Here is a 25,971-nt window from a genome sequence, read left to right as displayed (position 1 = left end):
TTCTTATTCGCTTCTAAGCGCGATAGCTGCGTCCTTTTTAGCTGCCATTCTGGCAGGGATGTGACCACCAATTAAAGTTAATACAGTTGAAATAATGATCAAAATCAACGTAGCCTTTGGATCAAGCTGAGCCACATTAGCTAGGTCAGTGATCTTGTAAATCACGCTGTTGATAGGGAATGTTAATAGGTAAGCGATGAAGACACCGAGCACACCAGAGAAGACACCTAAGATAAAGGTTTCTGCGTCAAAGACGCGAGTGATGTCTTTCTTACGTGCACCTAAAGCCTTCAAGACTCCAATTTCCTTGGTTCTTTCCAAAACTGAAGTGTAAGTTAAGATACCGATCATAATCATGGAAGTGATTAATGAAATTGCGGCAAAGGCAACCAAGATAGTGGTAATACCGCCAAGCAATCCACCGGTCATGGTCGTTACGGCACTCGACATATCGGTGTAGACGATCTTGTCAGCCTTCTTTTTGCCCTTGTTCCACTTATCAAGATAATCAAGAACCTTGTCCTTATCATCAAAGTTGTTTGGATAGATCATAATGCCAGTAGGGATGCTTGAGCCACCTAAGGTTTGCATGATCATCTTCTTTTCGCTAGCCTTCATGCTTTGTCCAGTTAAAACATTGCGGTTAGTCTTCTTTTGAGCCTTCACGATGGCAGAATTCTTGTTGTCATTGATGACATCTTGAGAAAGCTTGTCACTATAAGCGATCCCTGTTGATAAAAGAGCCATCGAATCTTCATTCTTAGGTCTAATTACTCCAGTTAGCTTCAGCTTACTACCGCCGTTGTACATTGCTGAATTAGCCTTCTTAGGAATAAACATTCCCGTAGGCAATTCTTGGTAGTAATCATTATTATCAACGATACTGAATTCTTTGCCGATTAACTTACTAAATTTAACACGTTCTTTGTTGTCGACATCAAAACCAAGGTCCTTCAAAGAATTAATGTTAACGGTATTTTTATTATCGGTTACTAAAACAAGGTCAGTAGTTTTGCTTGGCCAATGACCAGAAAGCAACTGATAATTTTGCTTCAAAAATGAGCCCTTCTTTTTATTTAAAGCGGTAGGAAAAACAGAGGAACCGATTCCCATGGAACTCATTGCTTGTGAGCGCATTGCAGACATTGAGGCGTTTTGCTCAGGATCTGCACTTGAAAATTGTACGCGTTCAACTTTGCCGTAAACCTTAGAAAGCAGGTTTAAATTAACCGCTCTTTGATAAGAAACATTGTTGGCATAGTTAGGATTGATCTTATTGATGTAATCAACGTACTTCTCAGTGATCTTGTTAGTATGCTGAGCCTCTTCACTGGGATCCTTTTTCGCCGTGACATAACCGTGATTTTTAACGTTTTTGTCCGAGTCATCACGTTCGCTCATCGAAGTCATGTCAGTAGCCGTCTGTGAGATCGCAATCGGATATTTGGCTAAAGCCTTACTCATGGTTGTATTGATTTGCTTTTGAAAACCATTAGAGATCGAAAGCACAACGGCAATAGAAATAATCCCAATACTGGAGGCAAAAGCAGTTAAAATAGTTCGCCCTTTTTTAATCATAATATTGGTGAAACTAAGCTTAATTGCGTTCCAGTAAGACATTTTGGTCCGCTTCAAGTTGAAAGTATCTTTTTCGTCCTCTGGCTTAAAAGGTTTGGAATCATGCTGAATTTTACCGTCTTGGAAATTAACGATTCTGGTAGCATATTTTTCAGCTAATTCTGGATTGTGTGTAACCATGATGATCAAACGATCTTTTGAAAGCTTCTTGATCAATTCCATGATTTGCACGGAAGTTTCGGTATCAAGCGCACCAGTCGGCTCGTCACACAGCAAGATATCGGGGTCATTAGCGATCGCACGGGCAATGGCAACACGTTGCATTTGACCACCGGATAATTGGTTAGGGCGCTTATTAATGTGTTCCTTTAATCCAACCTTAGTCAATGCGGCAATAGCTTTTTCATGACGTTCTTTTTTACCGACACCAGATAGATTCATCCCTAATTCAACGTTAGCGATGATTGATAGGTGGGGGATTAGGTTATAATTTTGAAAAATAAAGCCAACACTGTTATTGCGGTAGGCATCCCAATCGGTTTCCTTAAAATTCTTGGTTGACTTACCGTTAATAATCAAATCGCCTTTGTCATAATGGTCAAGTCCACCAATTACGTTCAACATTGTTGTCTTCCCAGAACCACTTGGTCCCAAGATAGCAACAAATTCTTGATCTCTAAATGAGATCGTTACATCATCTAGGGCATGGGTGATATTGTCTCCAACCTTGTATGATTTAAAAATATGTTTTAGTTGTAGCATTCGGTCCCTCTCTTCTAAATAGTTTTAGATCACACTAAACTTTACATTGCCTGTTGCAACTAAGATAGCTTGTAAGATAAAGAATAAAACTATTACTCCCATGATAACGAAATGACGGTGTTTATGCATGACAAACACACCGGCAAATTCGCGAATAATGGCATTAGGCAGATAGTACAAACGGGTGAAAGCCCCGACACCATTAGCTTTTAGACCTACTTCCTTAGCTAAAAGCGCTGCTCTAAAAATATGGTAGTTGTTGCTAAAGAAAGTCGATCTAAAGTTGCTACTGCCGAAGTCCTTAGTAGCTAATCTCTTAGAAAAAAGCATATTTTGGTAGGTGTTTTTAGACTTGTCTTCAATTAGCAAGTGGTTAGTCTTGATGCCACGTTTTCGGGCAAATTTAGCCATTGCAACAGCTTCAGGTATCTTTTCATCAGGTCCTTGACCACCTGATATGATGATAATAGGACGCTTCCTGCCTTTTTGATACTGGCGGTTAGAGTATTGAATAGCACGGTTGATGCGTGCAGCAAGGAGCTTAGAAACGCGATCACCATTGATTAAGCCGGCACCAAGTACGATCAGGTAATCTTGCTTGTAACGGCGTGGGTAAATTTGATACAAAAGCAAATTGATCAAGAAGTTATATAAAACTAAACCTAAGTAAATAGCAATAGCTGGAATTGAAGCTAGCAGCACGCTGAGCCAGCGCGGCAGGTATTGTCCTGGACCAAATAAAAACATTAGACTCAGAATTAAAGCGACAAAGCCGAAGATCAATGTTAAAAGGTTAGGCAGTGTATGACCCTCGTATTTCCAGACAAAATAGGCGTTCCAAAATAGGAAAAGCCAAGCGAAGATTAATAGCGCGGTGATCAAAAAGAAGGCCGCTAAGACTAGCAAATCATAGGCTCGCTGCAGGCCGTGACTCGTGCTTTTATGCACCATAACGGTAACCCAGATTACTACTGAAGCAAGAAAGATAGTAAAAAATACGCCATTGATCAGGCGGCGTGGTTCAACTAGCCATGAAATGAGAAAGACAAAAAACATGACTAGCATGAAAACTGAGATGTAGAAAAATTCGCCTCGTCTCCCAAAAAAAGCGATGATTTCATTCAACATGATGACCCCCTCCTTAGTCATTTTGAGTTATTTCTATTATAATGGAAACAATAATTAAAAGATGAAAGAATCAAGGTGTTAATGAAAAAATGGCGAAATTTTGGCATTACCTGGGAAATATTGCGGGGGCAATTTTGTCGCTCGCTTTATATGTCGAGCTGCAAGTATTTTATTTTTACCCACAAAAAATCAGATTGGATCATATGCGGGCATTAGTGACTGCGTTGGTGACGGTAGTCGTACTTTTCGTGATTTTCAATCTGTATAAACGGCAATTAAAAGAACATAATGATTGGGGCTTTAATCAGACGCCGCACTGGGATATGCGGAGAATCGGAATTGCGATAGTTGGCTTTGTTTTAATTATCATTGTTTCAATATTAATGTTGAATTTAGTTGGCCGAGGAGTTTCGAATAACCAACAGGCATTAGATAAGATTGAGCTGCATAGCAAGGGCTTGTTTGAAATTATGGTGGTCTTTATTGCGCCGTTTTGTGAGGAAGTCATTTTTAGAGGGATGTTTTTCAATATTTTCTTCACAAAGAAAAAGATTACGAATAAGTGGCTAGGGATCATTGTTAGTGGCTTCTTATTCGCTTATATGCATGATCCAATGCTTAGCAAGTTTATCTTTGTATATTGGGGCTTAGGCATGGTGCTAGCTTGGGTCTACATGCAGACGAAGGACTTACGTTACTCGATTCTAGTGCACATGTGTTATAACGCTATGGGCTTTATTGGATAAAAAATTTTTAGTTGGCCATTTTATACGAAAATGGAAAGAAGTTATTTTAAAAAATAATATATAGATGTTATAATACATTTGCAACTAAGAAAATATGTCTATATGACAGTACTCAAAAAGCCCTACCTGGTGTCGAAATAGGTAGAGCTTTTCTTTACGCTTAGCAGCAACTAACTAAGTGTGAGGGCAGATCAACGACTACTTATGATTGTTGTCTCGATGATCTAGCCAGTGTTCGAATAGTGCAAGCACTATACCCACAATGATGGGCGCAACAATCGAAGAAAATATATCCATAACAGTCTCACCTCCTCTCAAGATTAGGAGGATGTAGTCGTTGGAAATAACTAACATTCATAGATATATAAAAATCCCGTTACGTTTGATGTAACGGGATTTTTTGATTGTGATTATAAGTTGCTCCAAAATTTTACTCCCCAAAATGAAAAGTAAGATGGTTATGTGTCATGAAAAAATTGGATGGGCTGGAGCAGTATACCTGGTTGCTTGGGCGATTGCTATAAGTATCATACTAGGCGCGGTTGGCAGACTTGCCATTAACTTAGCCAAAGCTTATGCAATAATGAAAAAAGCTAACCACAAGGGTTAGCTGCGATAGTCATTCGAGTTACGCTTGGAGTTAGCAAGTGCAAGTTGCTAGCTCCTTTTCTTTTATTATTATATGAAATCAAGCTAAAAACTGCAATTAAATTGAGTTAAATATGAGCCTATTGGTCTTTATATTCTTCAACGAATTCTTTGGCTTGGTCATACTATCCCTCAATATAAAGTGTTTTTTAGAAGTACATCAGATGATTAGATAAAAGGAAAGTATGTGTTGCTCTATAAGATATTAAAATATAAATAATTGTTGAAGCTGTTTAAACTTGTTATAATAGTGATGAAAAAGAGGCTGACAAATGGGCCAACCTCTTAGTGTAGAAATAGCATCAGCGGTGCGATCAAATATAATTTTAAAATATACTGAATAACTGCCAGCTTTGCCGAGCTAAAGCAGTTATTTTTTATTTTGCTGATTAAAAAAATTTAATCAACTCTACAACTAATGAAATTAATACAACGACAAATGAGCCGAAATCTAACATTAGCTGTAACGCATCTGAGACAGACACGAAGGCTGCTCTATTAGGATGTGAATACGAGTTAAAAATCACTCATAAGCACCATCTCCTTCGAGGATAGCCACCGTTTCAGCTTTTCTACGGATAAAATTATACTAAATCCAAATATACGTTCACAAGCGAACACAAAAAATCGGCTCTTTGTCAAATCCTGTTGATAGAGAGTAAATGAATAGAATCAAGCGGCCATTAAAAGGCTGTTTGGTTCTTTTTCTTTAAACAAGTTTTCCTCTAAACGAATTCTGGTTAAAAGATTGATAAAGTTAGAATAGCCGAAGGCTGTTCGCTCATTTTGTTTGATTTTGCGATTGAAGCCTTCAAGACAGCCGTTAGAATAAGGCAGGGCTGCTCCGTTAAGCACAGCTGTTAGATTATGCTTAAAGGTTAATAGTGTTTTGTGCATTAAAGTTCCAATTTGATCTTGGCAGTTGATTAACGATTTGAGCTCATGCGTATTGCCAGTTTCAACGGCTTGAATAAAGCTTTGCATCAGGTTATATGAATTCTCTAAAGCAGTGCTGGTGTTAATGCCTTCTGTAACTACTTGTGCTTGAGTTAAGCAGTCTTTGTAATGCCAGTTGTAGCGAGGATGAACTTTTTCAAGCTCATCAAACTTCTTCAAGTATAATTTCCAGGGAGATTTGAGCAGCTGATACTGTCTGGATCTTTTATCAAAGGTCTTCATGACTTGGACTCTTAGTGAGTTGAAAGAACGCGTAAGCATTTGAATCATATGAAAACGATCGATGACAATCTGAGCGTTAGGAAAACAAGCTCTGACGATATCTTGATAGTAAAAATTAAGATCCATCGTGACCGTCTTAACGTTAGCTCTAGCTTGGGGCGAGAAACGACCAAAATACTTAAGCAGCGTCTTCTTGTAGCGAGTTCTAAGAATCTGCACGACTTGATGACTATCGCCGTCTAAGCAGATAAAGTGCAGCTGACGGTCGACTCCTTTAAACTCATCAAAAGCTAAATGAGCTGGCAAATATTCGTAGCTATCAATAAACCGGTGTGAACAGTTGCCCAGTACTCTTTGAACAGTATTAATTGAAATATTGTTTTCTCTGGCAATGCTGGTCATAGATCGATCTTCAGTTAAAGCTGACAATACTTTAAGCTTAGAGGCATTAGAAATAGAACAGTATTTATTTACCAATTCAGACTGAGCCATAGACCAGCACTCACAAGCGCGACATTTAACTCGTTGCTTAGCCAATCTGATAATGACCGGTAAACTTGCATTAGCTGTCGGATAGTGAATGTTGGTAATCAAATGGCCATTGTGTAAGAGATCTAGGGAGCCGCAGAAAGGACAAGCCGGTTGAAGCAATTCAGCTTCATAGATTTTATGCTTTTGCAGTTTGATCGATTTATAGAAATAATCTTTAAAAACAATATTTTCATCTTTAACATCAAGCTCGAATTTAATACAATGATTAAGAGAGGACATAGAAATCACCTTTATTTATAAGAATTTGTGTGGAAACGATTTTTATTGAAGAGGACTATGTCCTCTTTTTTGCAATAAAAAATCCTGTTAACAGCTTATCATATAGATAAGTCATCAACAGGAAAAATTATAGAGCCAAAAAATCGTTCACACATTAGTGGGAACGATTTTCTTTTCCATAGAATGAATGCAAAATTAGCCAAACAATAGTGGCAAGGACTGCAATATCAAAGCACCAAATACCGGGATGAAAGCCACTAACTAATGGAATAAAGCCGATAATAGCAACAAATTGATCATGGATAGCAGGTAGGTGCGGATCTTGTATCCAACCATAAATCTTTACTGCCATGAAAATAATAGTTATTACCCAGGCAATAATTGCAATGAGTGCGGAAATCTTTTTAGCTAAGCGTATTTTCTCTGTAGGATTCATTCATTGTCCTCCCAAATTTGTTTAACTTCCTTGAAGGCTTCTAACAATTTCTGTGCATGGCGTGAGCAGTTCAATTGTATCAAATTATTAAATATTGCTAGAACTGGTTGTTCATTTCCAGTCTGACAGTAGTCGATGCCCCGTTGCAAAAAGGTTAAGGTAAGATCAAAAAACATGAAATGAGGCGGAAGTTCGATCTTACGCAATTCATCTAATAACTGTTGTGCGTAGTCTAGTTTCTTTTTAAAAATAAAAGCAATAACAGTATCTGAGAGACCACCCATAAAGATTGTGAGATTATCAGTCAAATCGCTAACTTGGTCAAAGTTATGGACGATCCGCATGGCGATTTTAAAGCCAATTTCGGAATTCAACAAGAAGGGTGAATTGGCAAACAAGGTAATGTTGTATTTAGACCAGACTGTATTATGTAGCAGATAAGAGCCAATGCGTTGAATATCAGCAGTAGTCAGGTAATTCTTCCCCTCATTTAAAAGCAGTTGGTTACAGACTAGCATAATATTTTTTAATTCAAGAATGTTTTTGCTAGCGTGATATTTAGCTAAATGATCCTGCGCATACTTACGTAGTACAGGAACATCTTCATCCTTAATTGCTGTAACTATCTCATCAGGCAGTTCAAATTCTGCTTCGATGTTTGTCCGTTCGGTGAATTCATCTAGCGTAATGTTAATGCGTTTGAGTAACGCAATTGCCGTACTGAATTCTACTTCTACCTGATTGTTTTCCCAACAAGAGAGTTTAGAAATTGAACAAATTTCCTTGCACGCCTCAGTTTGCGTGATTTCTTGTTCTTTTCGTAATTTTTTATAAACTGAGCCATATTTAAACATGTCACACCTCGATTTGCAGATCTGCAAATTCTTCACATTTTTATTCATTATCCTGCAATACTAAAAACAATTCAAGTAGCGAGGGATAGAAATGAAAAGAGGATTAAAAATGTTAATTTTGGCTATTGCAATTATTTTAGTCATCTTAGGAACTTTAAAGGTGCAGGATATGAATAAAGCAGGTTCAGAACAAGTGGTACAAAAAGTTTTAACCAATCGCAAATTTAACCAAGTAAAAGTTGATACCAGTAATGCCAATATTAAAGTCAAACGAGGCAGTCATTACCGTGTTCTTTTTGAGGGAAGACAGAAGTTGCTTCCAAAAGTGGAAATCAAGAATAAGCAATTAATTGTTGAAGATAAAGATGGCATTAAGGTGGTTAATGGAAATCTCTTTGACTTATTCAAAAAACATTCTGTAGTACCACAAATTACGATTGAATTACCAAATGAAAAGTTAAAAAATATTGAAATCGATAATTCTAACGGTAGCGTTACGGTTCAAGGCGTTGCTGTTAGTCAAGGTGAAATTGATCTTTCAAACGGCAATATTATGGTCGATCATAGTACAGCTGACGGTTATGATCTGGATACATTAAATGGACACGTTGAGATAAATGGTTCAGATAAAGGCGACTCTTACAGCAAGAATGACAAGGCGCGAAGAGTATTAAGCATTGATAATTCAAATGGCGACATAACGGTAAGTTGTGGAGGATAGAAATATGATCTATAAATACTCTTCACATTCTAAATTTATCAGTATGATTATCTTCGGCTTAATTGCCAGTATGCAACAGATTATCGTGGCTTATATGGTGCAGACGTTGACTAATATTGCTACGCAAAGAAGTTTCAGTGACTTACCGCAAATTTTGTTAATTGCTGTTAGTGGTCTGTTGATTACCTTTTTAGCTTCACTTATTTTCAATCGTTTAAAAACAGGTGCGATTCAAGAAGCAAATATTACTTTACGGCTTGGTATCTTAAAAGGGATGCTTAAACAATCTAGTGATGAAAATACTAATAGTTTAGGTTATCTAACTACAGATTTTAAATTATTAGAAACTAATCGTTTTGATGCAGAAATTGAAATCATGATGCAAGCGTACATGATCATTTTTGCATTAGGCTATGCATTGTCGGTTAACTGGTTAGTAACCTTGCTTTTCCTAATAGGTTCATGCTTACCGATGATAGTGTCTAGCTTCTTTCAAAGGAAAATTCAGACTGCTTCCGAAAATTGGACTAACGCCAATGATAAGTATGTTAGTCATATCAAGAATTTTTTAGCTGGTAGTTCAACGTTGAAGTTATATGATAAGCAAGATAATGCTGTTAAGAAGAATAATGTGTTCGTTAACCAATTAGAAGCAGCACTGCGCAAGATGAATTTACTGAACTTGGACACAATTTCATGGGTCAGCTTGATTGCTAACTTATTTACCTTTACAGTGCCATTCTTAGTAGGGATTTACATGGTAGTTAATGGACAAACTACATTGGGTGCATTATTTGCAATCGTGCAGTTGTCGAATTCTTTTGTTAATCCAATTTTGGCAATTTTAGAAGATCGCAATAAGTTATCAACTACTAAAAAGATTGTTGCTAAAGCTGAAAAGTATATTGCCGAAGGCAAGAAAACTGAAGACGTTTCTGAAAATGATTTTAGTGAATTGGAAGTGGATGATTTAACTTTAATTAGAAAAGATCAGGAGCTGGCTAGACATCTTAATTTAAAGATTAAGGCTGAACAAAAAGTAGCGGTTATTGGACCATCGGGTACTGGTAAATCAACGCTTTTGCAATACTTAATGACAGGAGAATTCGGTCAGGCTAAAGATATTATTTTGAATAATAGCCAAGCTAAGGCTGGTGGATTCGCCAATATCTTTTCATACGCTAGTCAAAGTCCTGTAATTTTTGCGGACAATTTATGGTTTAACTTAACTCTTGGCGTAGATATTTCCCGGGAAATGGTAATGGAAGTCTGCACCAAGTTGGGACTAGACACCATCGTGAAAGAGAAAGGATGGGATTATTCTTTAGGCGATAATGCGGATCAATTGTCTGGTGGGCAGCTAGCAAGAATTGAATTGGCTCGTGCCATTTTAATGAAGCGGCCAGTACTGCTGCTTGATGAAATTAATGCATCCCTTGATAAAAAGATCTCAGATCAGATTCATGATTACTTGTTAGAGTCTGATTTGACCTTTGTGGAAGTAATTCACCATTATGAACCAGAGGAGTTACAGAAATATGATCAAGTGATCGATTTAGAACAGTTTATTTAAGAATATAAAAAATCCCCGACTTATTGTCGAGGACTTTCTATTTAGAATAGTGATATTTTAGTTGCCATATTTGAAGTTCTGTTGCCGTAACTGAATAAACCATACGATCTTTGTGATTAATTTTTCGAGACCATGTACCGCTTAAATTTGCCTTTAAAGGCTCAGGTTTTCCTTTTCCAGTGAATGGATGGCGTTGACAATCTCTAATGAGACCATCGATTTTCTTTGAAGTTTTTTTATCTTCTTTCTTCCACTCTAGATATTCATCCCAGGCATTATAGTTAAAATTTACGTTAAGCTTCGTCATCTTTAGTTAGAGCCTCGAATTCTTCTGGGGTTAAGATTTTGTTTCGGGTATCTTTATTTTCAAACGATTCTTTAGCTTCTGCTAATGCATCACGATTTGCCTTAGTCCCTAGAAGATATGAGGTCTCTTGCCATGAATCATATTCTTTTTGTGAAATAATTACGACGTTTTTGTCTTTAGGACGAGCAACAATAACTGTAGTATCATAGTCATTAATGTCATCAGCAATTTTTTTAAAGTTATTACGTAGGTCACGAGCAGTAACTGCTTTAATATTATTAGGTGTTTGTAGCATGTTCCGTCATCTCCTAACAGCATTATATTATGTAGGCTAAATTGTGTCTACATTTTAAGACTGAAAAATCTAGTATTCGTTCGCAAGCGAACATGAAAAATCCCCGACGCCTTGTCGAAGACTTTCTTTTACATAAATTCTGTACTATCTTTTTGCTTTTTAATAAAGTGATTCAAGATAAATGGTGAAAGCACCGTTGTAACGATGATTACTAAAATCAAACTGGAGTAAATATCTTCAGGGAAGAGGTGATGAGCGATCCCGATCTGTGCCACGATCAAGGCAACTTCTCCACGAGAAACCATCCCGGCCCCCACAATGTTGCCTTCATTTTTAGTAAAACCGAAGACTTCGCTTGAGTATTTACCAGCCCAGAATTTGGATAAGAGAGCTAAGATTGTCATCACAATGATGAACCAAATATCCTTGAAGAAGCTCTCAAAGGTCATTGAAAGACCGATGTCAGCGAAGAACACCGGAATAAAAATCGCGTAACCAATTGCAGAAACTGAAGAGTGAACTTCTTTATATTGTGGCGTTTGTCTAATAGCCAAACCACCAAAGAATGCACCTACAACGGCGGATAATCCAACGAAGTCGGCAGCCCAAGCCATTGTTAAAGCTAAGACAAGTGAACCGATAACTACGGAGTAATCAACATCGATTTTTTCGGAAGCCTTCATAAAGTATGGCGCAACGAACTTAAAGATGATCCACACAACAACGAAGTAGACAATTTCGATCAAGATATTAATAAAGAAGTTGTTAGTTAACCCACTCTTGCCGCCTTCATGACTGAAAGTAGTGAACAAACTTAATACAACAACCGCTAAAATATCGTCAACTACGGCTGCTCCTAAAATTGCTGTACCGGCACGGGTATGGAGTTGTTGTGCTTCTTGCAATACTACAACGGAGATTGACACACTGGTTGCCGCAAAGACAATTCCGATAAAGAGAGCTTCAAGTGGTTTCATGCCGAAGAAATAGCTGGCAATACCCATGAAGACAACGGGTAAGATAACTCCGACACTAGCTACGGTGAAACTTAACTTGAAGTATTTCTTTAATAAGTCCAGGTCACTTTCCAGACCTGCTAAGAACATTAACAGGATTACCCCAAACTCTGAGAATAGACTGACGATGTCGTTTGGTGTTACCCAATTTAAGATAGCAGGGCCCAATATGATTCCTGATAATAATTGTCCGATAACTGCAGGCATATTAAAGCGAGCAAAGACCTGTCCTAATAAAACTGTAGTTAAAAGGATTAAGATTAATTCCCCTAAAAAATGCATGTATTCCCTTTCTATAAAAAAGCAAAAAGCTTTCAAGGTGCTTCTTGACCCAAAGAAGCAAATCTTGAAAGCTTTTATTCTGATAAAAACCCAACCACTAAATGAAATATTCAGTTGAGTTTAATTTTAATATTTTTCTAAACTGGATGCAAATTACTCTTCCAAACCAAATTGCTTGTTGCTTGGTTTAGTCTTAGCAAGAAGTCCCAAACTGATAGTAATCATGTCGACAACTTCTTGCAAGATAGCACCCCAAAAGGCAGGGATGACACCAGTGAAGGCAATCAATTCGATGATGATAACAACACCAATAGCAGTTAAAACGTCGATGTTAGCAACCTTCATAGTGTGCTTAGAAATGGCAACCGCATCGTTAACCTTGGATAAATCGTTAACCATGATAACGGCGTCGGCACTTTCACTAGCAGCTGTTGCGCCTTTGGCACCCATAGCGATACCAACGTCAGCAGCAGTCAAACTTGGAGCATCGTTAACACCGTCACCAGTCATAACAACAGGACGTAAGTCTTTAGGCACTTCCTTAATAGCCTTAATCTTTTCAGCTGGTAAAAGATCGGCACGAATATCGGTAATACCAGCCTTTTTACCAACCTTTTCGGCAACTTGCATGTGGTCACCGGTAAGCATCATGATGTCTTCTGCACCTTGACGCTTCAACTTAGCAATGGTTTCAGCTGTTTCAGGACGAATTTCATCCATCATAGTGATATAACCAGCAAACTTGCCATCGACTGAGACAAAGACAGCAGTTGAAGTTACAGCAATCTTTTCATGATCAGGAGCAACGAAGCTTAATTTACCAACCTTAACATGCTTACCATCTACGTCGCCTTCTACACCTTGAGCGGTGGTTTCCTTTAAGTTGGTAACTGGCTTGATTAAACTGCTGTCAGTAGCCTTAACCAAAGAGCTGGCAATAACGTGGCTAGATTGGTGTTCAACACTAGCAGCTAAGCTTTGCAATTCTTCTTTTGAAAGACCATCACCTTCAGGGATGATTTGATCAACAACTAATTGATTTTCAGTTAACGTACCAGTCTTATCAAAGGCGAAAGTCTTAGCACGAGCTAACTTTTCAAGAGTTGGACCTGACTTAACAATGATGTGGTGTGCTGACATTGAACTCATACCACTGACCAAAGCAACAGGAGCTGCAATCAAAAGTGGACATGGAGAAGCAACAACCATAACTTCCGCAAATCTTGTGGCATCCCCAGATACAGCCCATGCGACACCACCAATGATCAATGAAATGATGGTGAATGGAACGGCGTAACGGTCAGCCATCTTAACGAACTTAGCTGGCTGAGCTTGTGCTGACTTAACCAAGGCAACAATTGACTGATATTCTGAATCCTTGGCAGCTTTCGTAACCTTCATTTGAACGGCTGCATCACCGTTAACGGAACCAGACATCAGTTCATCGCCCGGCTTTTTAGCAACAGGAACAGATTCACCAGTTAATGATGATTGGTCAAAACTTGAGTCGCCTTTAACAATTTCACCGTCAACTGGGACTTGTTGACCAGGCTTGATCAAAACGATGTCACCAATCTTCAAGTCTTCAACGTTAATTTCACTAATCTTGCCATTAACTAACTTGTTAGCAATACGAGGAGTATTGTTCAAAAGGGAACGCAATTCCTTGCTGGCTTGACCTGTAGCGTAGTCTTCTAGGGTTTCACCACCAGTAGACATTACCAAGATCATCCATTCAGCCCAGTAATTGTTGATTAAAATGGTAGAAACGATCGCAATTACGGCCAAAATATCGACACCGTAACGGCCAGATTTCCAATCATTAAATATTTCCATTAATAGGAGAACGGAAATCCAAATACCCAAAATGTGGATAATAATTGCTTGCGGATTCATTTGTAATTTAAGAATTGGCGTTACAAATAGAGTAGAAGCATGCAAACCAAATTCAAAAATTAAACTTATTACCCCGGCAATTAAAACGACAATAAATTTCCATTGACGTTTCATATATAGCCTCCAAAAAAGTAAATACATCACTCTACTCAAATCATTCTAACATTCTTTTGCCATAAGGATATGTAAATAGAAAACTAATTTCAATCATTAAAAAAGACAGCTTTTTGCAAGCTGCCTAACAGTTATTTTATTTTGATAGATTTATAGTGCTTATCATACGTATGAGTTACATAATTAAATGCTTTGATCCACTCACGTCTAGTAAGCAATCCTTGGAAAACGCCACGGTCATCGACGACTGGCAAGAAGGCATTATTAATTAATAAATGCAGTTGTGCTTCTAGTGTAGTTTGCACAAAATTTATTTTATCGAACTTTGTTTGCATGACATCTTTGACTTTTAATTGATCTAACGGTGCGGTAGAAATTTCTTCATTTGTTAGCATCTTGTCTGTAATCATAGCTAAATTTAACAAACCGACCACTTTTTTATCTTTATCTAAAACTGGAATCTTAGAATATTTAACTTTAGTAAGGATTAAAAAGGCATGATAGAGGGGATTGTCATCTTGAACGAAAGCAATCCGACTAGCTGGAATTAAAAACGAACCTGATTTTTCTTGAATTAAATGTTTGATTGATGGTGAAAACATATTTGCGCCTCTTTTCTACCTTAAATATACAGGAAAAAAGGAAAAGGCCCGCAAAATTTTGCGGACCTTATTAGTTTCATCTACTTTGGAGGAGTAAGAATGAATGAAATAAAAAAGTGGGAGTATGTAACAAGTTTCTACCGCCTTGCTACGATTTATATACTACATGCTAAATGTGAATTAAAAATGTTCAAATTCTTATGAAAAGGTAAAGATTTGCTTGCGAAGCATTTAAGAAATTGATTTTGCGTATAAGAAAAGCTCACGCAACGCACGTGAGCCGAAAGGGATAGATATGAAATTGACTAATTGGAGTAAGTCAATTTTTTTTATTTTCATTATTTACTTGGAGGAGTATGAATGAAAAACAAAAAAGTTGAGTTGTAGTAAGTAGAATTCTTACTTGCTACATTGCATAGTATAACCTTAAATTGTGAAAAAAGTGTGACGAAATACACTTTATTTTCGAAAAATCTATATTTTTAAAGAAAATTGTTAGCAGATTAATAAAAGTATCTTGAATAGTGGTTATAATATAAGACATGTCAAAAAGGTAGAGAAAGGAACAGTTCAGTGAAAAAATTTGGTAAGTTTGTTTTGCAATTGATAATAGCTGTTCTCATCTTAGTAGGTGTCGGAACAGGTGGCTATTTTGGCTATCAATGGCTGCAAAAACAAGAAATGCTGCGAGAGCGTCCTAAAGTAGTAAAAGCTAAAGATGGGACAAATACTAGTGCAGCTTGGCATAATTTCAAAAACTATCAAAAAGCTTTACGTGAAAATTATCCTTTCATCAATAAGGTATCTACTTATGTTCCACCGAGGACATGGGATGGAAAAGATTTTATTATTCCAGGCCTGATTTCGACTAAGGCTTATAATTTTAAGACTAAAAAATATGATGTAGCGACTGCGATGACGCCGCAGGGAATTGCTGTAGCAAGCAAGTACATTTTGATTACTGCCTATGATGGAGACCATGTTCATGCTTCGGTTATTTATGTTTTAGATAAAAAGACGGGCAAATATATTAAGACAATTCAGGTTCCCGGCAGACCGCATTTGGGCGGTATTGCCTATGATCCTGTAGCTAAAAATATTTGGGTTACAGGATCATTGGGCAAATCTTCAGCGTTAGCTGCATTTTCGTTAAAAGATATGAAAGAATATAAGCCAGGAAGCAGGATTCCAATTAAGTATGATCACCAGATTGCGATTCCTGCAGTTGAAAAGGCTTCAGCAGTTACTTATTATGATAGTCAATTGTTCGTTGGATTTTTCAACATGTATGGACGCGGAAAAGTTGCAGCATACCGGATTGCGCGCAACGGTAAAAATAAAGGCTCAATTACTAATAATGAAGTAAAATCTGTTACGGGTACTCTGCAGTGGTCGGATCCAACTGGTGAAACAAGTATGGACAAGCAGATTCAGGGGATCGCAATTTATCAAAATAAGATCTTCTTGAGTCAGTCATACGGAAGCGGCAACTCGAAGCTATACGTTTTTCCAACTTCGGCTTTGAATGCACTGGATGAAAAGAATGCTGAGCTAGAACTAGAAATGCCGCCATATTTGGAGCAGATTACAGCTTATAAGGGACAACTGCTCTGTCTATTTGAATCGGCATCGCAGCAATATGCTAGACCTAATATTGTGGTAATGGATCGAGTTTTATCAATTAATATTAATGCGCTATTTGGCAATTAATAATGAAAGGAAGCGAGTAATGAATCTCAATTATCATCAAAAAGAAATCTTTTGGCTGCGTTTTGCGGGCTGGTTTTGTTTATTGCCGGCAACAACGTACCTGTATTTGTATCAAAATTTGCACTCATGGTTTTGTTTAGGCGAATTAATCATTATTGTGCTTTTTGCAGTGTATGTTTTGACCACTGCAAAAAGCAATCGCTGGACTGATCCTAAAAATATGATGCGCTTATTGATCTTTGCTCTAATCATCGTTGCGGTAATTATTGCCATTCCACTGTATTTGGCATACCGTAATTGCAAAAAAATACAATAATAAAACAGTTTCCGTATATTTTTCTGCAGCTTTAATTTAAGAAAAAGTTTAAATTTGTTAAAATGTATAACGATGATACGCTTATTATTGCTATTTGTAGTAATATAAGTCAAAGTAATAAATTATTTATAAGGCAAAGTAATAAATTATTACAAAAATATTACTTGAGGGAGAAATAATGGATAAGAAAACGAAAATTGATTCTCGTGGCAAACGCATCGGTATGTTTGTCTTGAAAACAATTATTTATTTTGGAATCCTGATGGCCCTTATTTATTTGTATGAGTATAGTGGACTTACTTCAGTTCATTTCATTTACAACGAATTTTAAGGTAGGTGCTGTCACATGATTCAAGATGTTATTAAGAGAATAGACGAGATAGCTGAACAAGAACCAGATCGTGTTGTTTACGACTATCTTGGTAAAACCAATACATATGGCGAACTAAAGCAGCGTTCTAATGCGTGGGCACACAAGATTGCTGCTATGGATATTCCGGATCATGCCCCAATCATGATCTGGGGCGGTCAAACTTTTGAAATGATCGCTAGTTTCCTTGGCTGTGTTAAGTCAGGTCACGCATATATTCCAATTGCTAGCTACTCAAACGCTGAACGTTTGACTATGATCCAAGACGTTTCAAAATCACCAATGGTTTTGGAAATTGATCCATTACCAGATGTTGATTTATCTGACCTTCAAGTACTTAAGGCTAGTGAAGTTGAAGACGGTGACTTTACTGTTAATGAAGATGACTTTGTCGAAGGTGACGATAATTACTACATTATCTTTACCTCTGGTACAACTGGTAAGCCTAAGGGTGTACAAATTAGTCATGACAATTTGCTTAGTTTCGTAAACTGGGAATTATCAGACTTTAATTTGCCAGAAAATCCAAGTTTCTTGGCACAAGCACCATATTCTTTCGACTTATCAGTTATGAGTCTTTACCCAGCACTTGTTTCTGCTGGTAAGTTAGTGGTACTTCCACATGATGTTACCCAAAACTTTGGCCAATTATTCCAAACTTTGCCAAAGATGCAATTTAACGTATGGGTATCTACACCATCATTTGCACAAATGTGCTTCTTGGATAAGACCTTTGATAGTGAACATCACCCAGATTTGACTCACTTCTTATTCTGTGGGGAAGAATTGCCACATAGTGAAGCAGACATGCTTAAGAAGAAATTCCCTGCTAGTCATATTTTCAATACTTATGGCCCAACTGAAACTACAGTTGCCGTTACTCAAGTTGAAATTACTGATGAAGTACTTGAAAAGTATGATCGTTTGCCAATTGGTAAAGTAAAAGAAGATACTGAAATTACAATTGATGCTTCAAAGGGTGATAAGCCTGGTGAAGGTGAAATCATTATTAGCGGTCCAAACGTTTCAAAGGGCTACATGAATAACCCAGAAAAAACAGAAGCTGCTTTCTTCCATGAAGATGGTAAAAAGTATGCTAGCTACCGCAGTGGGGATGCCGGATTCTTTGACGGCGATATGCTCTTTTATCGCGGTAGAATTGACTTCCAAATCAAGTTCAATGGTTACAGAATCGAACTTGAAGAAATCAACTTCTACTTAACTAAGAACAAATACGTTCGTTATGGCGTTGCGGCTCCTAAATATAGTAAAGACCACACTGTTAAGCAGATCGTTGCAGAAATCGAATTGAAGCAAGGCGTAGCGCGTCAACATTCAGAAGCTGCCTTAACTAAGGAGATTCGTGAAGATTTGGCTAAGAACGTTATGCCTTACATGATTCCACAACGTTTTGTTTACCAAGATAAATTGCCAATTTCACAAAACGGCAAGGTAGACATCAAGGCGGTTATTAAGGAGGTTAATAAGTAGTGAATTTTAATTTCATTAACTTACAACCTTACTCAAATCCGCAATATTTCGTTTACTTGATGATTGCATTAATTCCAATCATTTTGGGATTATACTTCGGTCATCGTTTCAAGACATATGAAGCAATTTTCTCAATTGTTTTCTTATTCTTGATTTTTGATGGTAGTCACTGGCAGCAAGGGGTTAACTTATTAATCTGGCTGGTTTATGAGTTTATCTTGATCTTTGCATATCAGTATTATCGTCATCACGGTAAAAATAAGACTTGGGTATTTAGCTTAGCAGTAATTTTGGCAATTATTCCATTAGCTGCAGTTAAGTATTTGACAGCTTTCCCTGATAATTCCATTGGCTTTGTAATTGGGTTCTTAGGTATTTCATATGTAACCTTTAAGACTGTCCAAGTTATCATGGAAATGCGTGATGGTGTGATTAAGAAGGTAGATCCTGTAACTTATGCAAGATTCTTGCTCTTCTTCCCAACCATTTCATCAGGTCCTATTGATCGTTACCGTAGATTTAAGAAGGATTATGAAAAGGTTCCTACAAGGGATGCATATATTACTGACTTGCAATATGCAGTAAGATATTTATTCCAAGGCTTTTTATACAAATTTGTTATTGGTTGGTTCTTTGGAACTTACTGGTTGCCAAAGATCACTGCCTCTGCATTAGCAGTTGGTAATGCAAATGGTGGTTTGAAGCTTTCATGGTGGGTACTTGCTTACATGTATTGTTACAGCATGTACTTGTTCTTTGACTTTGCAGGTTATTCACTATTTGCCGTATCAATTTCATACTTCATGGGCATTCATACCCCAATGAACTTCAATAAGCCTTTTATTTCTAAGAACATTAAAGATTTCTGGAACCGTTGGCATATGACTTTGTCATTCTGGTTCCGTGACTACATCTACATGCGATTCACTTTCTTTGCAATGAAGAAAAAATTGTTTAAGAATCGAATTAGATTATCACAAGCTTCTTATTTCTTGCTCTTCTTAATCATGGGCTTTTGGCACGGACTTACTTGGTACTACATTGTTTACGGTATTTTCCATGCCGCAGCAATCTGTATCAACGATGCTTGGCTCAGATTTAAGAGAAAGCATAAGAACCAAATTCCACATAATAAGTTTACTGAATGGTTCGCCATTTTCCTGACTTTCAACGTAGTTTGCTTCAGTTTCTTGATTTTTTCAGGATTTCTTAGTCAACTATGGTTTGGTTGGAAATAAGCTTATATAATATGGAATGATATTAATTAAGTATTTGTGTTGAATAGAGGTATTAATTATGGACACTAAACAAGGTGTATTAGATATTTTAAACGATTTAACTGGTGAAGATTTATCAGATCAAATGGATGAAAACATCTTTGACAATGGTTTGATCGACTCAATGGCAAGTGTACAAATGCTTTTGAGCTTACAAGAAAAATTTGATATTGATGTTCCTGTTTCAGAATTCAACCGTGCTGAATGGGATACTCCAAATAAGATTGTTGCAAAGGTGGAAAGCTTAGAAAATGAGTAATAAACGCCGGCTGTGGCAAATTTTTGGCCCAGTTATTTGCGCTTTTATCCTTTTATTAGTTGTATTCCTTATTCCCTGGGAAAGAACTTTTTCTAAGCAAACAATCGATGAAGCCGCTGCTTCACAAAATACTACTGTCTTTAAAGGCAGTACAATGAAGCAAGAAGCTTTTAATGACGGTTATGTGCCTTTCTATGGTTCAAGTGAATTGTCAAGATTTGACCCATTGCACCCTAGTGTAATTGCGGAAAAGTATCATAGAAATTACCGTCCGTTCTTGCTTGGTGGTCCAGGTAGTCAATCTTTGGCTCAATTTTTGGGGATGCAAGGCACAGCTAAGCAACTTAAGAATAAAAAGGCTGTTGTGATTATTTCACCACAATGGTTTACCAAAAAGGGTCAAGATCCTAATGCCTTTGCTTTGTATTATTCACCACTTCAAGCATGCAATTTCTTGTTAAGTGCTAAGAATAATAAGACTGACCGTTACGCTGCAAAGCGTTTGCTTGAAATGCCAGACGTTAAGGGCGAAATCAAGAATAGTCTTCAACAAATTGCGGAAGGCAAGAAACTAACTACTTTCCAAAAGTTTTACTTAAATAATCGTCGCAGAATGTTGAGTAATGAAGATAACTTCTTCAGTGCATTCCAATTGCGCGATCGTGTAAATAAGATTCAAAAGAAAGCAAAAGTTTTACCAAGTGCATATTCTGTTAAGGCTTTGAATAAGGTTGCTGCAGAACAAGCTGCAATGCATACTAATTCAAATAACTTAGGAATTGACAATACTTTCTATAGAACTCGTTTGCCTAAGAAGGTATTGATGCGTTTGAAAGGTAGTCAACGTCATTTCGACTATGTCCATTCAGTTGAATATGGTGACTTCCAATTGATGCTTGAACAATTTGCTAAGCAACACACTAATGTATTATTCATTATTCCTCCAATTAACGGAAAATGGATGAAGTACACTGGTTTATCAGAAAAAATGTACCAGGAATCTGTTGCTAAGATTGAACACCAACTGGTTAACCAAGGCTTTGAAAATGTAGTTGATCTTTCAAAACATGGCAATGAAAAGTACTTCATGGAAGATACTATTCACTTAGGTTGGAAAGGATGGGTTGCAGTTGATCAAGCTGTTAAGCCATTCATGGAATTACCAAATAGACGCTACAACTACTACATGTCTAACTACTACTACTCCAAGAAGTGGCAGAATAAAGACGATGTTAAGAGCGTTGATTTGACTAATAAGAACAGTTTAAAAGCAAAGTAGTGCGCCAGGCTATTGATCGTTTAGGCATTAAAGGCTCTGTCTTGGTAACAAGCAACAGAAAACCTTTACTTAAGTACGCTACAAATAATAGTACTGACACTAGTTATTTGATTAATTCAGTGCAAAAATCAATGACTGCTGCGATGGTTATGCGTGAGGTGCAAAAGGGAAAGCTGAAACTAGATGATCCGCTTTCCAAGTTTTACCCTAACGTAGATGGTGCAGATAATGTCAAGATTAGCAACTTGTTAACCATGACTTCTGGATTAGATCTAGAAGTCGATCAGCAATTGGGGACACCGAAATTTATTTCTGATGAAGCCAATATTGCTCACGATGCAAAATACACCGTGTTTGACGGAAGAAAGTTAGGCAAGTGGCATTATACTGCGGTGAACTATATTTACCTCTGCGGTATCTTGTCTAAGCTGGAACATAAGTCTTATGAAAAGCTATTCCGTGAGACTTACATCAAGCCGCTTAAGTTAAAGCAAACCGAATTTTTATGGTCACGCATGGCTAAGCTGAAATCTGCTGGCTGGGTTCCAGGTTACGAAAGAAGTTCTGGTCAATTCATGAGAGTTGATCATGATCAGGCTGTGAAGGATGCACATAATGAATTAGGTGCAGGTTCTATTGTGATGTCTAATGCTGATTTAGCAAAAACGATTGAGTATATCCTACATGGTAAATTACTGACTAAAGAAAGCAGAAAAGTGCTCTTCAAGGGTAAGGCACCGTCATATTACAACGGCGGCTTTTACAACTTGAAGAAGTACAAGGCAGCGAATGGTGCTGGCGAAGGTTATTACACCTTTTTGCGTACTACCAAAGGTGCTAAGGATATGATTATTATTCAGGATAATCACACTGCTCATGGTGAATTTGGTAAGATTAAAAAGAAAGTAAACCGCATTATGTCGATAATGCTGCACTTTAATTAAAGATAAAAGACGAGGCGTTGAGCCTCGTCTTTTTGTATGTAAACAGGTTGATCTATTAAAGTGTGCAAAAGAGTATCTTGCTTTATAATTTAATTGTAGTCAATATGTTCAAAAAGGATGGATAGGTAACAACTTCTAATCCTCCACCAATAATAATATTTAAAATAAATTTTTTAAATGTCATTTTCATAATAGGAGTTTCCTTTCATAGATGGTTTATCAAAGTTATAATTTTGGCAGTAAATTTAAAGAACTGAGAAGAAGTAAGGGAATAAGTATAGAAAAAGTTGCCAAGGATATTACTTCAAAATCCCATTTAAGCAATTGGGAAAATGGAAAAGCAACATTAGATATAACTGTTTTCGTAAAATTGTTGAGCGGAATTAATATACAGCCTGCTGAATTTTTTAAAGATTATGAGGTTTATGAATTACACGCATATACTGATAACATTGTTGAAATGTATGCTAATTTAGGAGCACTTGCATTTTTAATAGCCGCTTGCTACATGACTTACTGCTGGGATCATAGATCAAATCCAAATTGAAAATTTAAGACTAGCTCAAATTGGTCATATTTAGTTTTAACAGTTTTAATAATTTTCGTGATTTGGGATATTTTATGGAATATTTGTTCAGGGTCAATGTCAAGATTTACTAGCCAAGCATTTCTGCAATCATCGTTTCGTTTTGCTTGGAAACCGTTCTTTGATGCTATTTCTACAGGAGTTTCAGAAGAAACTTTCAGATATTTGTCTATCGTTACACTGTTAGAATGTCTTAAGGAAACTAAACATCAAGTAACATTTGTAGTTATTATCAGCGCAATGATTTTTGGAGCCTTTCATTTGCTTAATGTGATGGATGAACCATTTATTGCTGCTATTTCCCAGGTAATTATGGCTTTTGTAAGTGGTCTTGTTTGGGCAATTATTTATTTATACAGGAAAACTCTGGGCTATGATGATAATTCATGGTATATATGATTACTTCATGTTTTTACAACCAATAGGTATTTCGACGAGCAATAGCATTTTTATAATTTATTGTGTGATAGAAGTCATCATTCCAATTTTGTTAACTATTTGGATGTTAACCGGTAAGCGTTATAAAGTTTTACAAGCAAATGCTAGAAGAATAATGCTTAGACAGAATTTTAGTTTTTAGAAAGTGCCAATATTATGATTGATTGGGTAATGATTGGTTTTTATACCGTTATGTTGTTACTAGGTGTTTGGCAATTATATCGCGTGTATGGCTTCTATAAATGGGATAAAAAAGCAAAGATATTACCGACAGCACCTGCTGTAATCTTTTATGGGGGATATTTTGGCGTGGTTTTGATATTGACATCAATAACTTTTATGACGGGAACTACTAATATTAAATTTGGTCACACTTTCTATGTAATTGTAGGAATATTATTAATGCTCGCAGCTTTGGCAATTTTTAGACGTGATAGAAAAATGTCAAAGAAATTGAAAAAAGATGACAGTAATCTTGAAGTGGTTCAAACTTACTTAATCGCTTTTGTGTTACTGTTTACAGGATTTCTGAACTTTTTTAAGTGAAAGTGTGGAGAAAATAGTAATTATCATTATTTCTCTAGTTTTAATTCTTTTAGGAATTTTGCAGCTTTACTTGACGTACCGATATTCACAAAATATTAAAAAATTGAAGATTCGTCCGACTACAGCCCCGTTTGCAATTTGGAGTGGCGTTGTTTTTGGTATTTTCTTTATTGTTTTCCCAATTTTAGTAATGATTGGAAATGTAAAAGCTATAAGTAATGCAGGGCATGTAATGTCGATTATTGGTGGTATTTTGTTCTGGATTGCTGCTATTTTTGCTCTTGTTAGAGCTAACAAAATGAGAAAACAACTAAAGACACAAAATAAGCCATTAACTAGTTCATGGCAAGTAATTGCGACTTATGCAATTGTAATTGCTGCTGTAATTATGGGGTTATGTGCAATATTGTGATCTAATTTTTAGGGGATAGATAGCAAATAGATTTTAGAAATTGCGAATATTATGGCAACTTTAGTTACATATGGTGTATTTGTTTTCATTGTAATAATGGGTATTGTTTAAATTCTGGTAAGTAATTCCGTCATGAAGCAAACTGCTGGTAATAAAGGATATAATGCTGCCAACGTTAGACGCAATAGTAGAAGAATCGGATTATCATAGGCGTCGGTCTGATTATCTTATGGTCTGCTAGCAATGCAAATAACGGTACTATCTATAAGTGGACTGCAATTGTTGCAGGAATTTTTGTAGCAATTATTGGAATTTATAACGCTTGGCAAGTTCACAAATCTATTAATGCTGAGCATCCCCTCAAAGAAGGCAAAAACGCGGGTCATCTTGCAATAGCAGTGTTACAAATTATCTTTGGCATTATTGCAATTATTTGTGGATTGTAATTATCAAAATAACGATCTGTATCAATCCGTGTCATTTTGCTTGTTTTTTATATTTTTGAATGCTAGAATTTTCATGTACCGCCGCTAGGAGTAGTCATTTTCTCCGGTAGCGAAAATGTTATCTTCTATATGTGGTCAGAGACGGCGGTCAACACTGTGTGAGCCTAGTTTCGTGTTGGTGGAATTAGGCTTTTTTTGATGCCGTTTTTCATTGACTATAATCTACGTTTAGGCGACACTAATTATGTAACTGATATAGAAAGAGTGGGAAAATGGCTGTTACAAGAAAAGAATTGAAAGACAATGCCAAGCAAGCCTTACGTGAAAATTGGGGCTGGGCAGTAATCGTCTTTTTAATTAATGCAATCATCGTTGGTGTTTTCACGGGTTGTGGACATAGATTGGATGAGATTTATATGAACTATGATGGAAATAGTTTTTTGATGCAATGGCTTAGTCCATTAGGATCTCTTCTAGGTTGGATTGGCGATTTCTTTGCTTTAAGTTTAGCAATTTCATTTTTGAAATTAAGAGATAATCAAAAAGAAGAAAAGCCATATATGGCTGCATTTTCCGTATTTACTGAAAATCGTTTTGTTCCAGAATGTCTTAACTTTATATTAACGAGTATTTTTACATTTTTATGGACTATTCTTTTAATTATCCCAGGTATTATAAAATCTTATTCATATTCAATGACAGCATACATTGTTAAGGATATGGTAGCCAGCGGTAAGCAAGTTGGCGCAACCGATGGTATTAACGCCAGCAAGGAGCTAATGAAGGGTCACAAGATGGATTTGTTTATCTTTGACTTAAGTTTCATTGGATGGTTCTTGCTTGGCGGTTTAACCGCAGGGATAGGCCTATTATGGATTGTTCCATATTACCAAACTGCTAAAGCAAACTTTTACCGTCACATTGCAGGCGATAAGTTCTTAAAGTAAAAAGAGCAAAATAAAATGCATCAGGTAAGTTTTTACCTGGTG

Annotated in this window: 28 protein-coding genes and 1 other annotated feature; of the genes, 16 read left to right on the top strand and 12 right to left on the bottom strand. The window is 36.8% G+C overall.

Features of this window, described 5'->3' with window-relative positions:
• Positions 1-3: 3 nt before the first annotated feature.
• Positions 4-2,340, bottom strand: coding sequence for an ABC transporter ATP-binding protein/permease (locus tag AADV52_RS08275; protein WP_014919641.1), 2,337 nt, complete (start codon positions 2,338-2,340; stop codon positions 4-6).
• Between the two features lie 24 nt (positions 2,341-2,364).
• The gene (locus tag AADV52_RS08270) at positions 2,365-3,468 is read right to left on the bottom strand and encodes a YdcF family protein (protein WP_014919640.1); all 1,104 of its coding nucleotides are present in this window, start codon (positions 3,466-3,468) and stop codon (positions 2,365-2,367) included.
• 89 nt (positions 3,469-3,557) lie between these two features.
• Between AADV52_RS08270 and AADV52_RS08265 the strand changes: the two genes are divergently transcribed.
• Positions 3,558-4,214, top strand: coding sequence for a CPBP family intramembrane glutamic endopeptidase (locus AADV52_RS08265; protein ID WP_014919639.1), 657 nt, complete (start codon positions 3,558-3,560; stop codon positions 4,212-4,214).
• A gap of 198 nt (positions 4,215-4,412) precedes the next feature.
• On the opposite strand, the gene AADV52_RS08260 is transcribed toward AADV52_RS08265, so the two are convergent.
• The 5 genes from AADV52_RS08260 to AADV52_RS08240 form a co-directional block, all read right to left on the bottom strand.
• On the bottom strand, positions 4,413-4,511 hold the full coding sequence (locus tag AADV52_RS08260; protein WP_014919638.1) for a type I toxin-antitoxin system Fst family toxin: 99 nt from the start codon (positions 4,509-4,511) through the stop codon (positions 4,413-4,415).
• 740 nt (positions 4,512-5,251) lie between these two features.
• Positions 5,252-5,347, bottom strand: coding sequence for a putative holin-like toxin (locus AADV52_RS08255; RefSeq protein WP_107775368.1), 96 nt, complete (start codon positions 5,345-5,347; stop codon positions 5,252-5,254).
• Between the two features lie 187 nt (positions 5,348-5,534).
• A complete protein-coding gene (locus AADV52_RS08250) occupies positions 5,535-6,812 on the bottom strand; it encodes an ISL3 family transposase (protein WP_126096211.1) in 1,278 nt (425 codons plus the stop codon).
• Between the two features lie 154 nt (positions 6,813-6,966).
• Complete coding sequence (locus AADV52_RS08245) at positions 6,967-7,248, bottom strand: hypothetical protein (protein WP_014919635.1); 282 nt, start codon at positions 7,246-7,248, stop codon at positions 6,967-6,969.
• Complete coding sequence (locus AADV52_RS08240; protein WP_014919634.1) at positions 7,245-8,102, bottom strand: Rgg/GadR/MutR family transcriptional regulator; 858 nt, start codon at positions 8,100-8,102, stop codon at positions 7,245-7,247. The genes AADV52_RS08245 and AADV52_RS08240 overlap by 4 nt, the downstream gene beginning before the upstream one ends.
• 91 nt (positions 8,103-8,193) lie before the next feature.
• Between AADV52_RS08240 and AADV52_RS08235 the strand changes: the two genes are divergently transcribed.
• Both AADV52_RS08235 and AADV52_RS08230 read left to right on the top strand, forming a co-directional pair.
• Positions 8,194-8,823 carry a DUF4097 family beta strand repeat-containing protein gene (locus AADV52_RS08235; protein ID WP_041808867.1) on the top strand — a complete coding sequence of 210 codons (630 nt, stop codon included), beginning with the start codon at positions 8,194-8,196 and terminating at the stop codon, positions 8,821-8,823.
• A 4-nt stretch (positions 8,824-8,827) separates the two neighbouring features.
• Complete coding sequence (locus tag AADV52_RS08230; RefSeq protein ID WP_014919632.1) at positions 8,828-10,396, top strand: ATP-binding cassette domain-containing protein; 1,569 nt, start codon at positions 8,828-8,830, stop codon at positions 10,394-10,396.
• A 37-nt stretch (positions 10,397-10,433) separates the two neighbouring features.
• Here the strand turns inward: AADV52_RS08230 and AADV52_RS08225 are convergent, their stop codons facing one another.
• The 5 genes from AADV52_RS08225 to cbpB all read right to left on the bottom strand — a co-directional run bounded on the left by AADV52_RS08225 (position 10,434) and on the right by cbpB (position 14,908).
• Positions 10,434-10,703: a Txe/YoeB family addiction module toxin gene (locus AADV52_RS08225; protein ID WP_004561119.1), complete on the bottom strand. Its 270-nt coding sequence runs from the start codon at positions 10,701-10,703 to the stop codon at positions 10,434-10,436.
• Positions 10,690-10,998, bottom strand: a complete 309-nt coding sequence (locus tag AADV52_RS08220; protein WP_003625002.1) for a type II toxin-antitoxin system Phd/YefM family antitoxin — start codon at positions 10,996-10,998, stop codon at positions 10,690-10,692. The genes AADV52_RS08225 and AADV52_RS08220 overlap by 14 nt, the downstream gene beginning before the upstream one ends.
• Positions 10,999-11,126: 128 nt before the next feature.
• Positions 11,127-12,296: a cation:proton antiporter gene (locus AADV52_RS08215; RefSeq protein ID WP_014919631.1), complete on the bottom strand. Its 1,170-nt coding sequence runs from the start codon at positions 12,294-12,296 to the stop codon at positions 11,127-11,129.
• A gap of 39 nt (positions 12,297-12,335) precedes the next feature.
• Positions 12,336-12,392: a sequence feature (sodium ion sensor (DUF1646 type); this cis-regulatory element may regulate processes involved in with the transportation of sodium ions), on the bottom strand.
• A 57-nt stretch (positions 12,393-12,449) separates the two neighbouring features.
• Positions 12,450-14,306: a heavy metal translocating P-type ATPase gene (locus AADV52_RS08210; protein ID WP_014919630.1), complete on the bottom strand. Its 1,857-nt coding sequence runs from the start codon at positions 14,304-14,306 to the stop codon at positions 12,450-12,452.
• A gap of 131 nt (positions 14,307-14,437) precedes the next feature.
• Positions 14,438-14,908: a cyclic-di-AMP-binding protein CbpB gene (gene cbpB / locus AADV52_RS08205; protein WP_014919629.1), complete on the bottom strand. Its 471-nt coding sequence runs from the start codon at positions 14,906-14,908 to the stop codon at positions 14,438-14,440.
• Positions 14,909-15,481: 573 nt separating this feature from the next.
• On the opposite strand from cbpB, the gene AADV52_RS08200 reads away from it, so the two are divergent.
• The 13 genes from AADV52_RS08200 to AADV52_RS08140 all read left to right on the top strand — a co-directional run bounded on the left by AADV52_RS08200 (position 15,482) and on the right by AADV52_RS08140 (position 25,929).
• Positions 15,482-16,618: a YncE family protein gene (locus AADV52_RS08200; RefSeq protein WP_014919628.1), complete on the top strand. Its 1,137-nt coding sequence runs from the start codon at positions 15,482-15,484 to the stop codon at positions 16,616-16,618.
• A 19-nt stretch (positions 16,619-16,637) separates the two neighbouring features.
• The gene (locus AADV52_RS08195) at positions 16,638-16,934 is read left to right on the top strand and encodes a hypothetical protein (RefSeq protein ID WP_014919627.1); all 297 of its coding nucleotides are present in this window, start codon (positions 16,638-16,640) and stop codon (positions 16,932-16,934) included.
• A gap of 178 nt (positions 16,935-17,112) precedes the next feature.
• Positions 17,113-17,265: a teichoic acid D-Ala incorporation-associated protein DltX gene (locus AADV52_RS08190; protein WP_014919626.1), complete on the top strand. Its 153-nt coding sequence runs from the start codon at positions 17,113-17,115 to the stop codon at positions 17,263-17,265.
• A gap of 15 nt (positions 17,266-17,280) precedes the next feature.
• Positions 17,281-18,795 (top strand): D-alanine--poly(phosphoribitol) ligase subunit DltA, encoded by a 1,515-nt coding sequence (dltA, locus tag AADV52_RS08185; protein ID WP_014919625.1) that lies wholly within the window; start codon positions 17,281-17,283, stop codon positions 18,793-18,795.
• Positions 18,795-20,033 carry a D-alanyl-lipoteichoic acid biosynthesis protein DltB gene (dltB, locus tag AADV52_RS08180; RefSeq protein WP_014919624.1) on the top strand — a complete coding sequence of 413 codons (1,239 nt, stop codon included), beginning with the start codon at positions 18,795-18,797 and terminating at the stop codon, positions 20,031-20,033. The genes dltA and dltB overlap by 1 nt, the downstream gene beginning before the upstream one ends.
• A gap of 58 nt (positions 20,034-20,091) precedes the next feature.
• A complete protein-coding gene (gene dltC, locus AADV52_RS08175) occupies positions 20,092-20,331 on the top strand; it encodes a D-alanine--poly(phosphoribitol) ligase subunit DltC (RefSeq protein ID WP_014919623.1) in 240 nt (79 codons plus the stop codon).
• Positions 20,324-21,610: a D-alanyl-lipoteichoic acid biosynthesis protein DltD gene (gene dltD, locus AADV52_RS08170; RefSeq protein WP_014919622.1), complete on the top strand. Its 1,287-nt coding sequence runs from the start codon at positions 20,324-20,326 to the stop codon at positions 21,608-21,610. The genes dltC and dltD overlap by 8 nt, the downstream gene beginning before the upstream one ends.
• The gene (locus tag AADV52_RS08165; RefSeq protein ID WP_014919621.1) at positions 21,610-22,554 is read left to right on the top strand and encodes a serine hydrolase domain-containing protein; all 945 of its coding nucleotides are present in this window, start codon (positions 21,610-21,612) and stop codon (positions 22,552-22,554) included. Before dltD ends, AADV52_RS08165 begins: the two co-directional genes overlap by 1 nt.
• Positions 22,555-22,765: 211 nt before the next feature.
• Complete coding sequence (locus tag AADV52_RS08160) at positions 22,766-23,101, top strand: helix-turn-helix domain-containing protein (RefSeq protein ID WP_014919620.1); 336 nt, start codon at positions 22,766-22,768, stop codon at positions 23,099-23,101.
• A gap of 96 nt (positions 23,102-23,197) precedes the next feature.
• On the top strand, positions 23,198-23,539 hold the full coding sequence (locus AADV52_RS08155) for a CPBP family intramembrane glutamic endopeptidase (protein ID WP_014919619.1): 342 nt from the start codon (positions 23,198-23,200) through the stop codon (positions 23,537-23,539).
• Between the two features lie 195 nt (positions 23,540-23,734).
• On the top strand, positions 23,735-24,124 hold the full coding sequence (locus AADV52_RS08150; protein ID WP_014919617.1) for a hypothetical protein: 390 nt from the start codon (positions 23,735-23,737) through the stop codon (positions 24,122-24,124).
• Positions 24,125-24,128: 4 nt separating this feature from the next.
• Positions 24,129-24,536, top strand: a complete 408-nt coding sequence (locus AADV52_RS08145) for a hypothetical protein (RefSeq protein ID WP_014919616.1) — start codon at positions 24,129-24,131, stop codon at positions 24,534-24,536.
• Between the two features lie 718 nt (positions 24,537-25,254).
• On the top strand, positions 25,255-25,929 hold the full coding sequence (locus AADV52_RS08140) for a DUF975 family protein (RefSeq protein ID WP_014919615.1): 675 nt from the start codon (positions 25,255-25,257) through the stop codon (positions 25,927-25,929).
• The last annotated feature ends 42 nt before the right edge of the window (positions 25,930-25,971 follow it).

The sequence above is a fragment of the Lactobacillus helveticus genome, assembly GCF_046109915.1.
Classification (GTDB): Bacteria; Bacillota; Bacilli; order Lactobacillales; family Lactobacillaceae; genus Lactobacillus; species Lactobacillus helveticus.
This window is presented reverse-complemented; position numbering and strand designations above follow the sequence as displayed.

Coding starts and splice junctions, on each gene's coding strand:
- AADV52_RS08210 (WP_014919630.1), bottom strand. CDS start 14,306: ATGAAACGTCAATGGAAATTTATTGTCGTTTTAATTGCCGGGGTAATA.
- AADV52_RS08195 (WP_014919627.1), top strand. CDS start 16,638: ATGAATCTCAATTATCATCAAAAAGAAATCTTTTGGCTGCGTTTTGCG.
- AADV52_RS08240 (WP_014919634.1), bottom strand. CDS start 8,102: ATGTTTAAATATGGCTCAGTTTATAAAAAATTACGAAAAGAACAAGAA.
- dltC (WP_014919623.1), top strand. CDS start 20,092: ATGGACACTAAACAAGGTGTATTAGATATTTTAAACGATTTAACTGGT.
- AADV52_RS08270 (WP_014919640.1), bottom strand. CDS start 3,468: ATGTTGAATGAAATCATCGCTTTTTTTGGGAGACGAGGCGAATTTTTC.
- cbpB (WP_014919629.1), bottom strand. CDS start 14,908: ATGTTTTCACCATCAATCAAACATTTAATTCAAGAAAAATCAGGTTCG.
- AADV52_RS08215 (WP_014919631.1), bottom strand. CDS start 12,296: ATGCATTTTTTAGGGGAATTAATCTTAATCCTTTTAACTACAGTTTTA.
- dltA (WP_014919625.1), top strand. CDS start 17,281: ATGATTCAAGATGTTATTAAGAGAATAGACGAGATAGCTGAACAAGAA.
- AADV52_RS08265 (WP_014919639.1), top strand. CDS start 3,558: ATGGCGAAATTTTGGCATTACCTGGGAAATATTGCGGGGGCAATTTTG.
- AADV52_RS08250 (WP_126096211.1), bottom strand. CDS start 6,812: ATGTCCTCTCTTAATCATTGTATTAAATTCGAGCTTGATGTTAAAGAT.
- AADV52_RS08140 (WP_014919615.1), top strand. CDS start 25,255: ATGGCTGTTACAAGAAAAGAATTGAAAGACAATGCCAAGCAAGCCTTA.
- AADV52_RS08190 (WP_014919626.1), top strand. CDS start 17,113: ATGGATAAGAAAACGAAAATTGATTCTCGTGGCAAACGCATCGGTATG.
- AADV52_RS08230 (WP_014919632.1), top strand. CDS start 8,828: ATGATCTATAAATACTCTTCACATTCTAAATTTATCAGTATGATTATC.
- AADV52_RS08150 (WP_014919617.1), top strand. CDS start 23,735: ATGATTGATTGGGTAATGATTGGTTTTTATACCGTTATGTTGTTACTA.
- AADV52_RS08275 (WP_014919641.1), bottom strand. CDS start 2,340: ATGCTACAACTAAAACATATTTTTAAATCATACAAGGTTGGAGACAAT.
- AADV52_RS08235 (WP_041808867.1), top strand. CDS start 8,194: ATGAAAAGAGGATTAAAAATGTTAATTTTGGCTATTGCAATTATTTTA.
- AADV52_RS08155 (WP_014919619.1), top strand. CDS start 23,198: ATGTCAAGATTTACTAGCCAAGCATTTCTGCAATCATCGTTTCGTTTT.
- AADV52_RS08220 (WP_003625002.1), bottom strand. CDS start 10,998: ATGCTACAAACACCTAATAATATTAAAGCAGTTACTGCTCGTGACCTA.
- dltD (WP_014919622.1), top strand. CDS start 20,324: ATGAGTAATAAACGCCGGCTGTGGCAAATTTTTGGCCCAGTTATTTGC.
- AADV52_RS08260 (WP_014919638.1), bottom strand. CDS start 4,511: ATGGATATATTTTCTTCGATTGTTGCGCCCATCATTGTGGGTATAGTG.
- AADV52_RS08160 (WP_014919620.1), top strand. CDS start 22,766: ATGGTTTATCAAAGTTATAATTTTGGCAGTAAATTTAAAGAACTGAGA.
- AADV52_RS08245 (WP_014919635.1), bottom strand. CDS start 7,248: ATGAATCCTACAGAGAAAATACGCTTAGCTAAAAAGATTTCCGCACTC.
- AADV52_RS08225 (WP_004561119.1), bottom strand. CDS start 10,703: ATGACGAAGCTTAACGTAAATTTTAACTATAATGCCTGGGATGAATAT.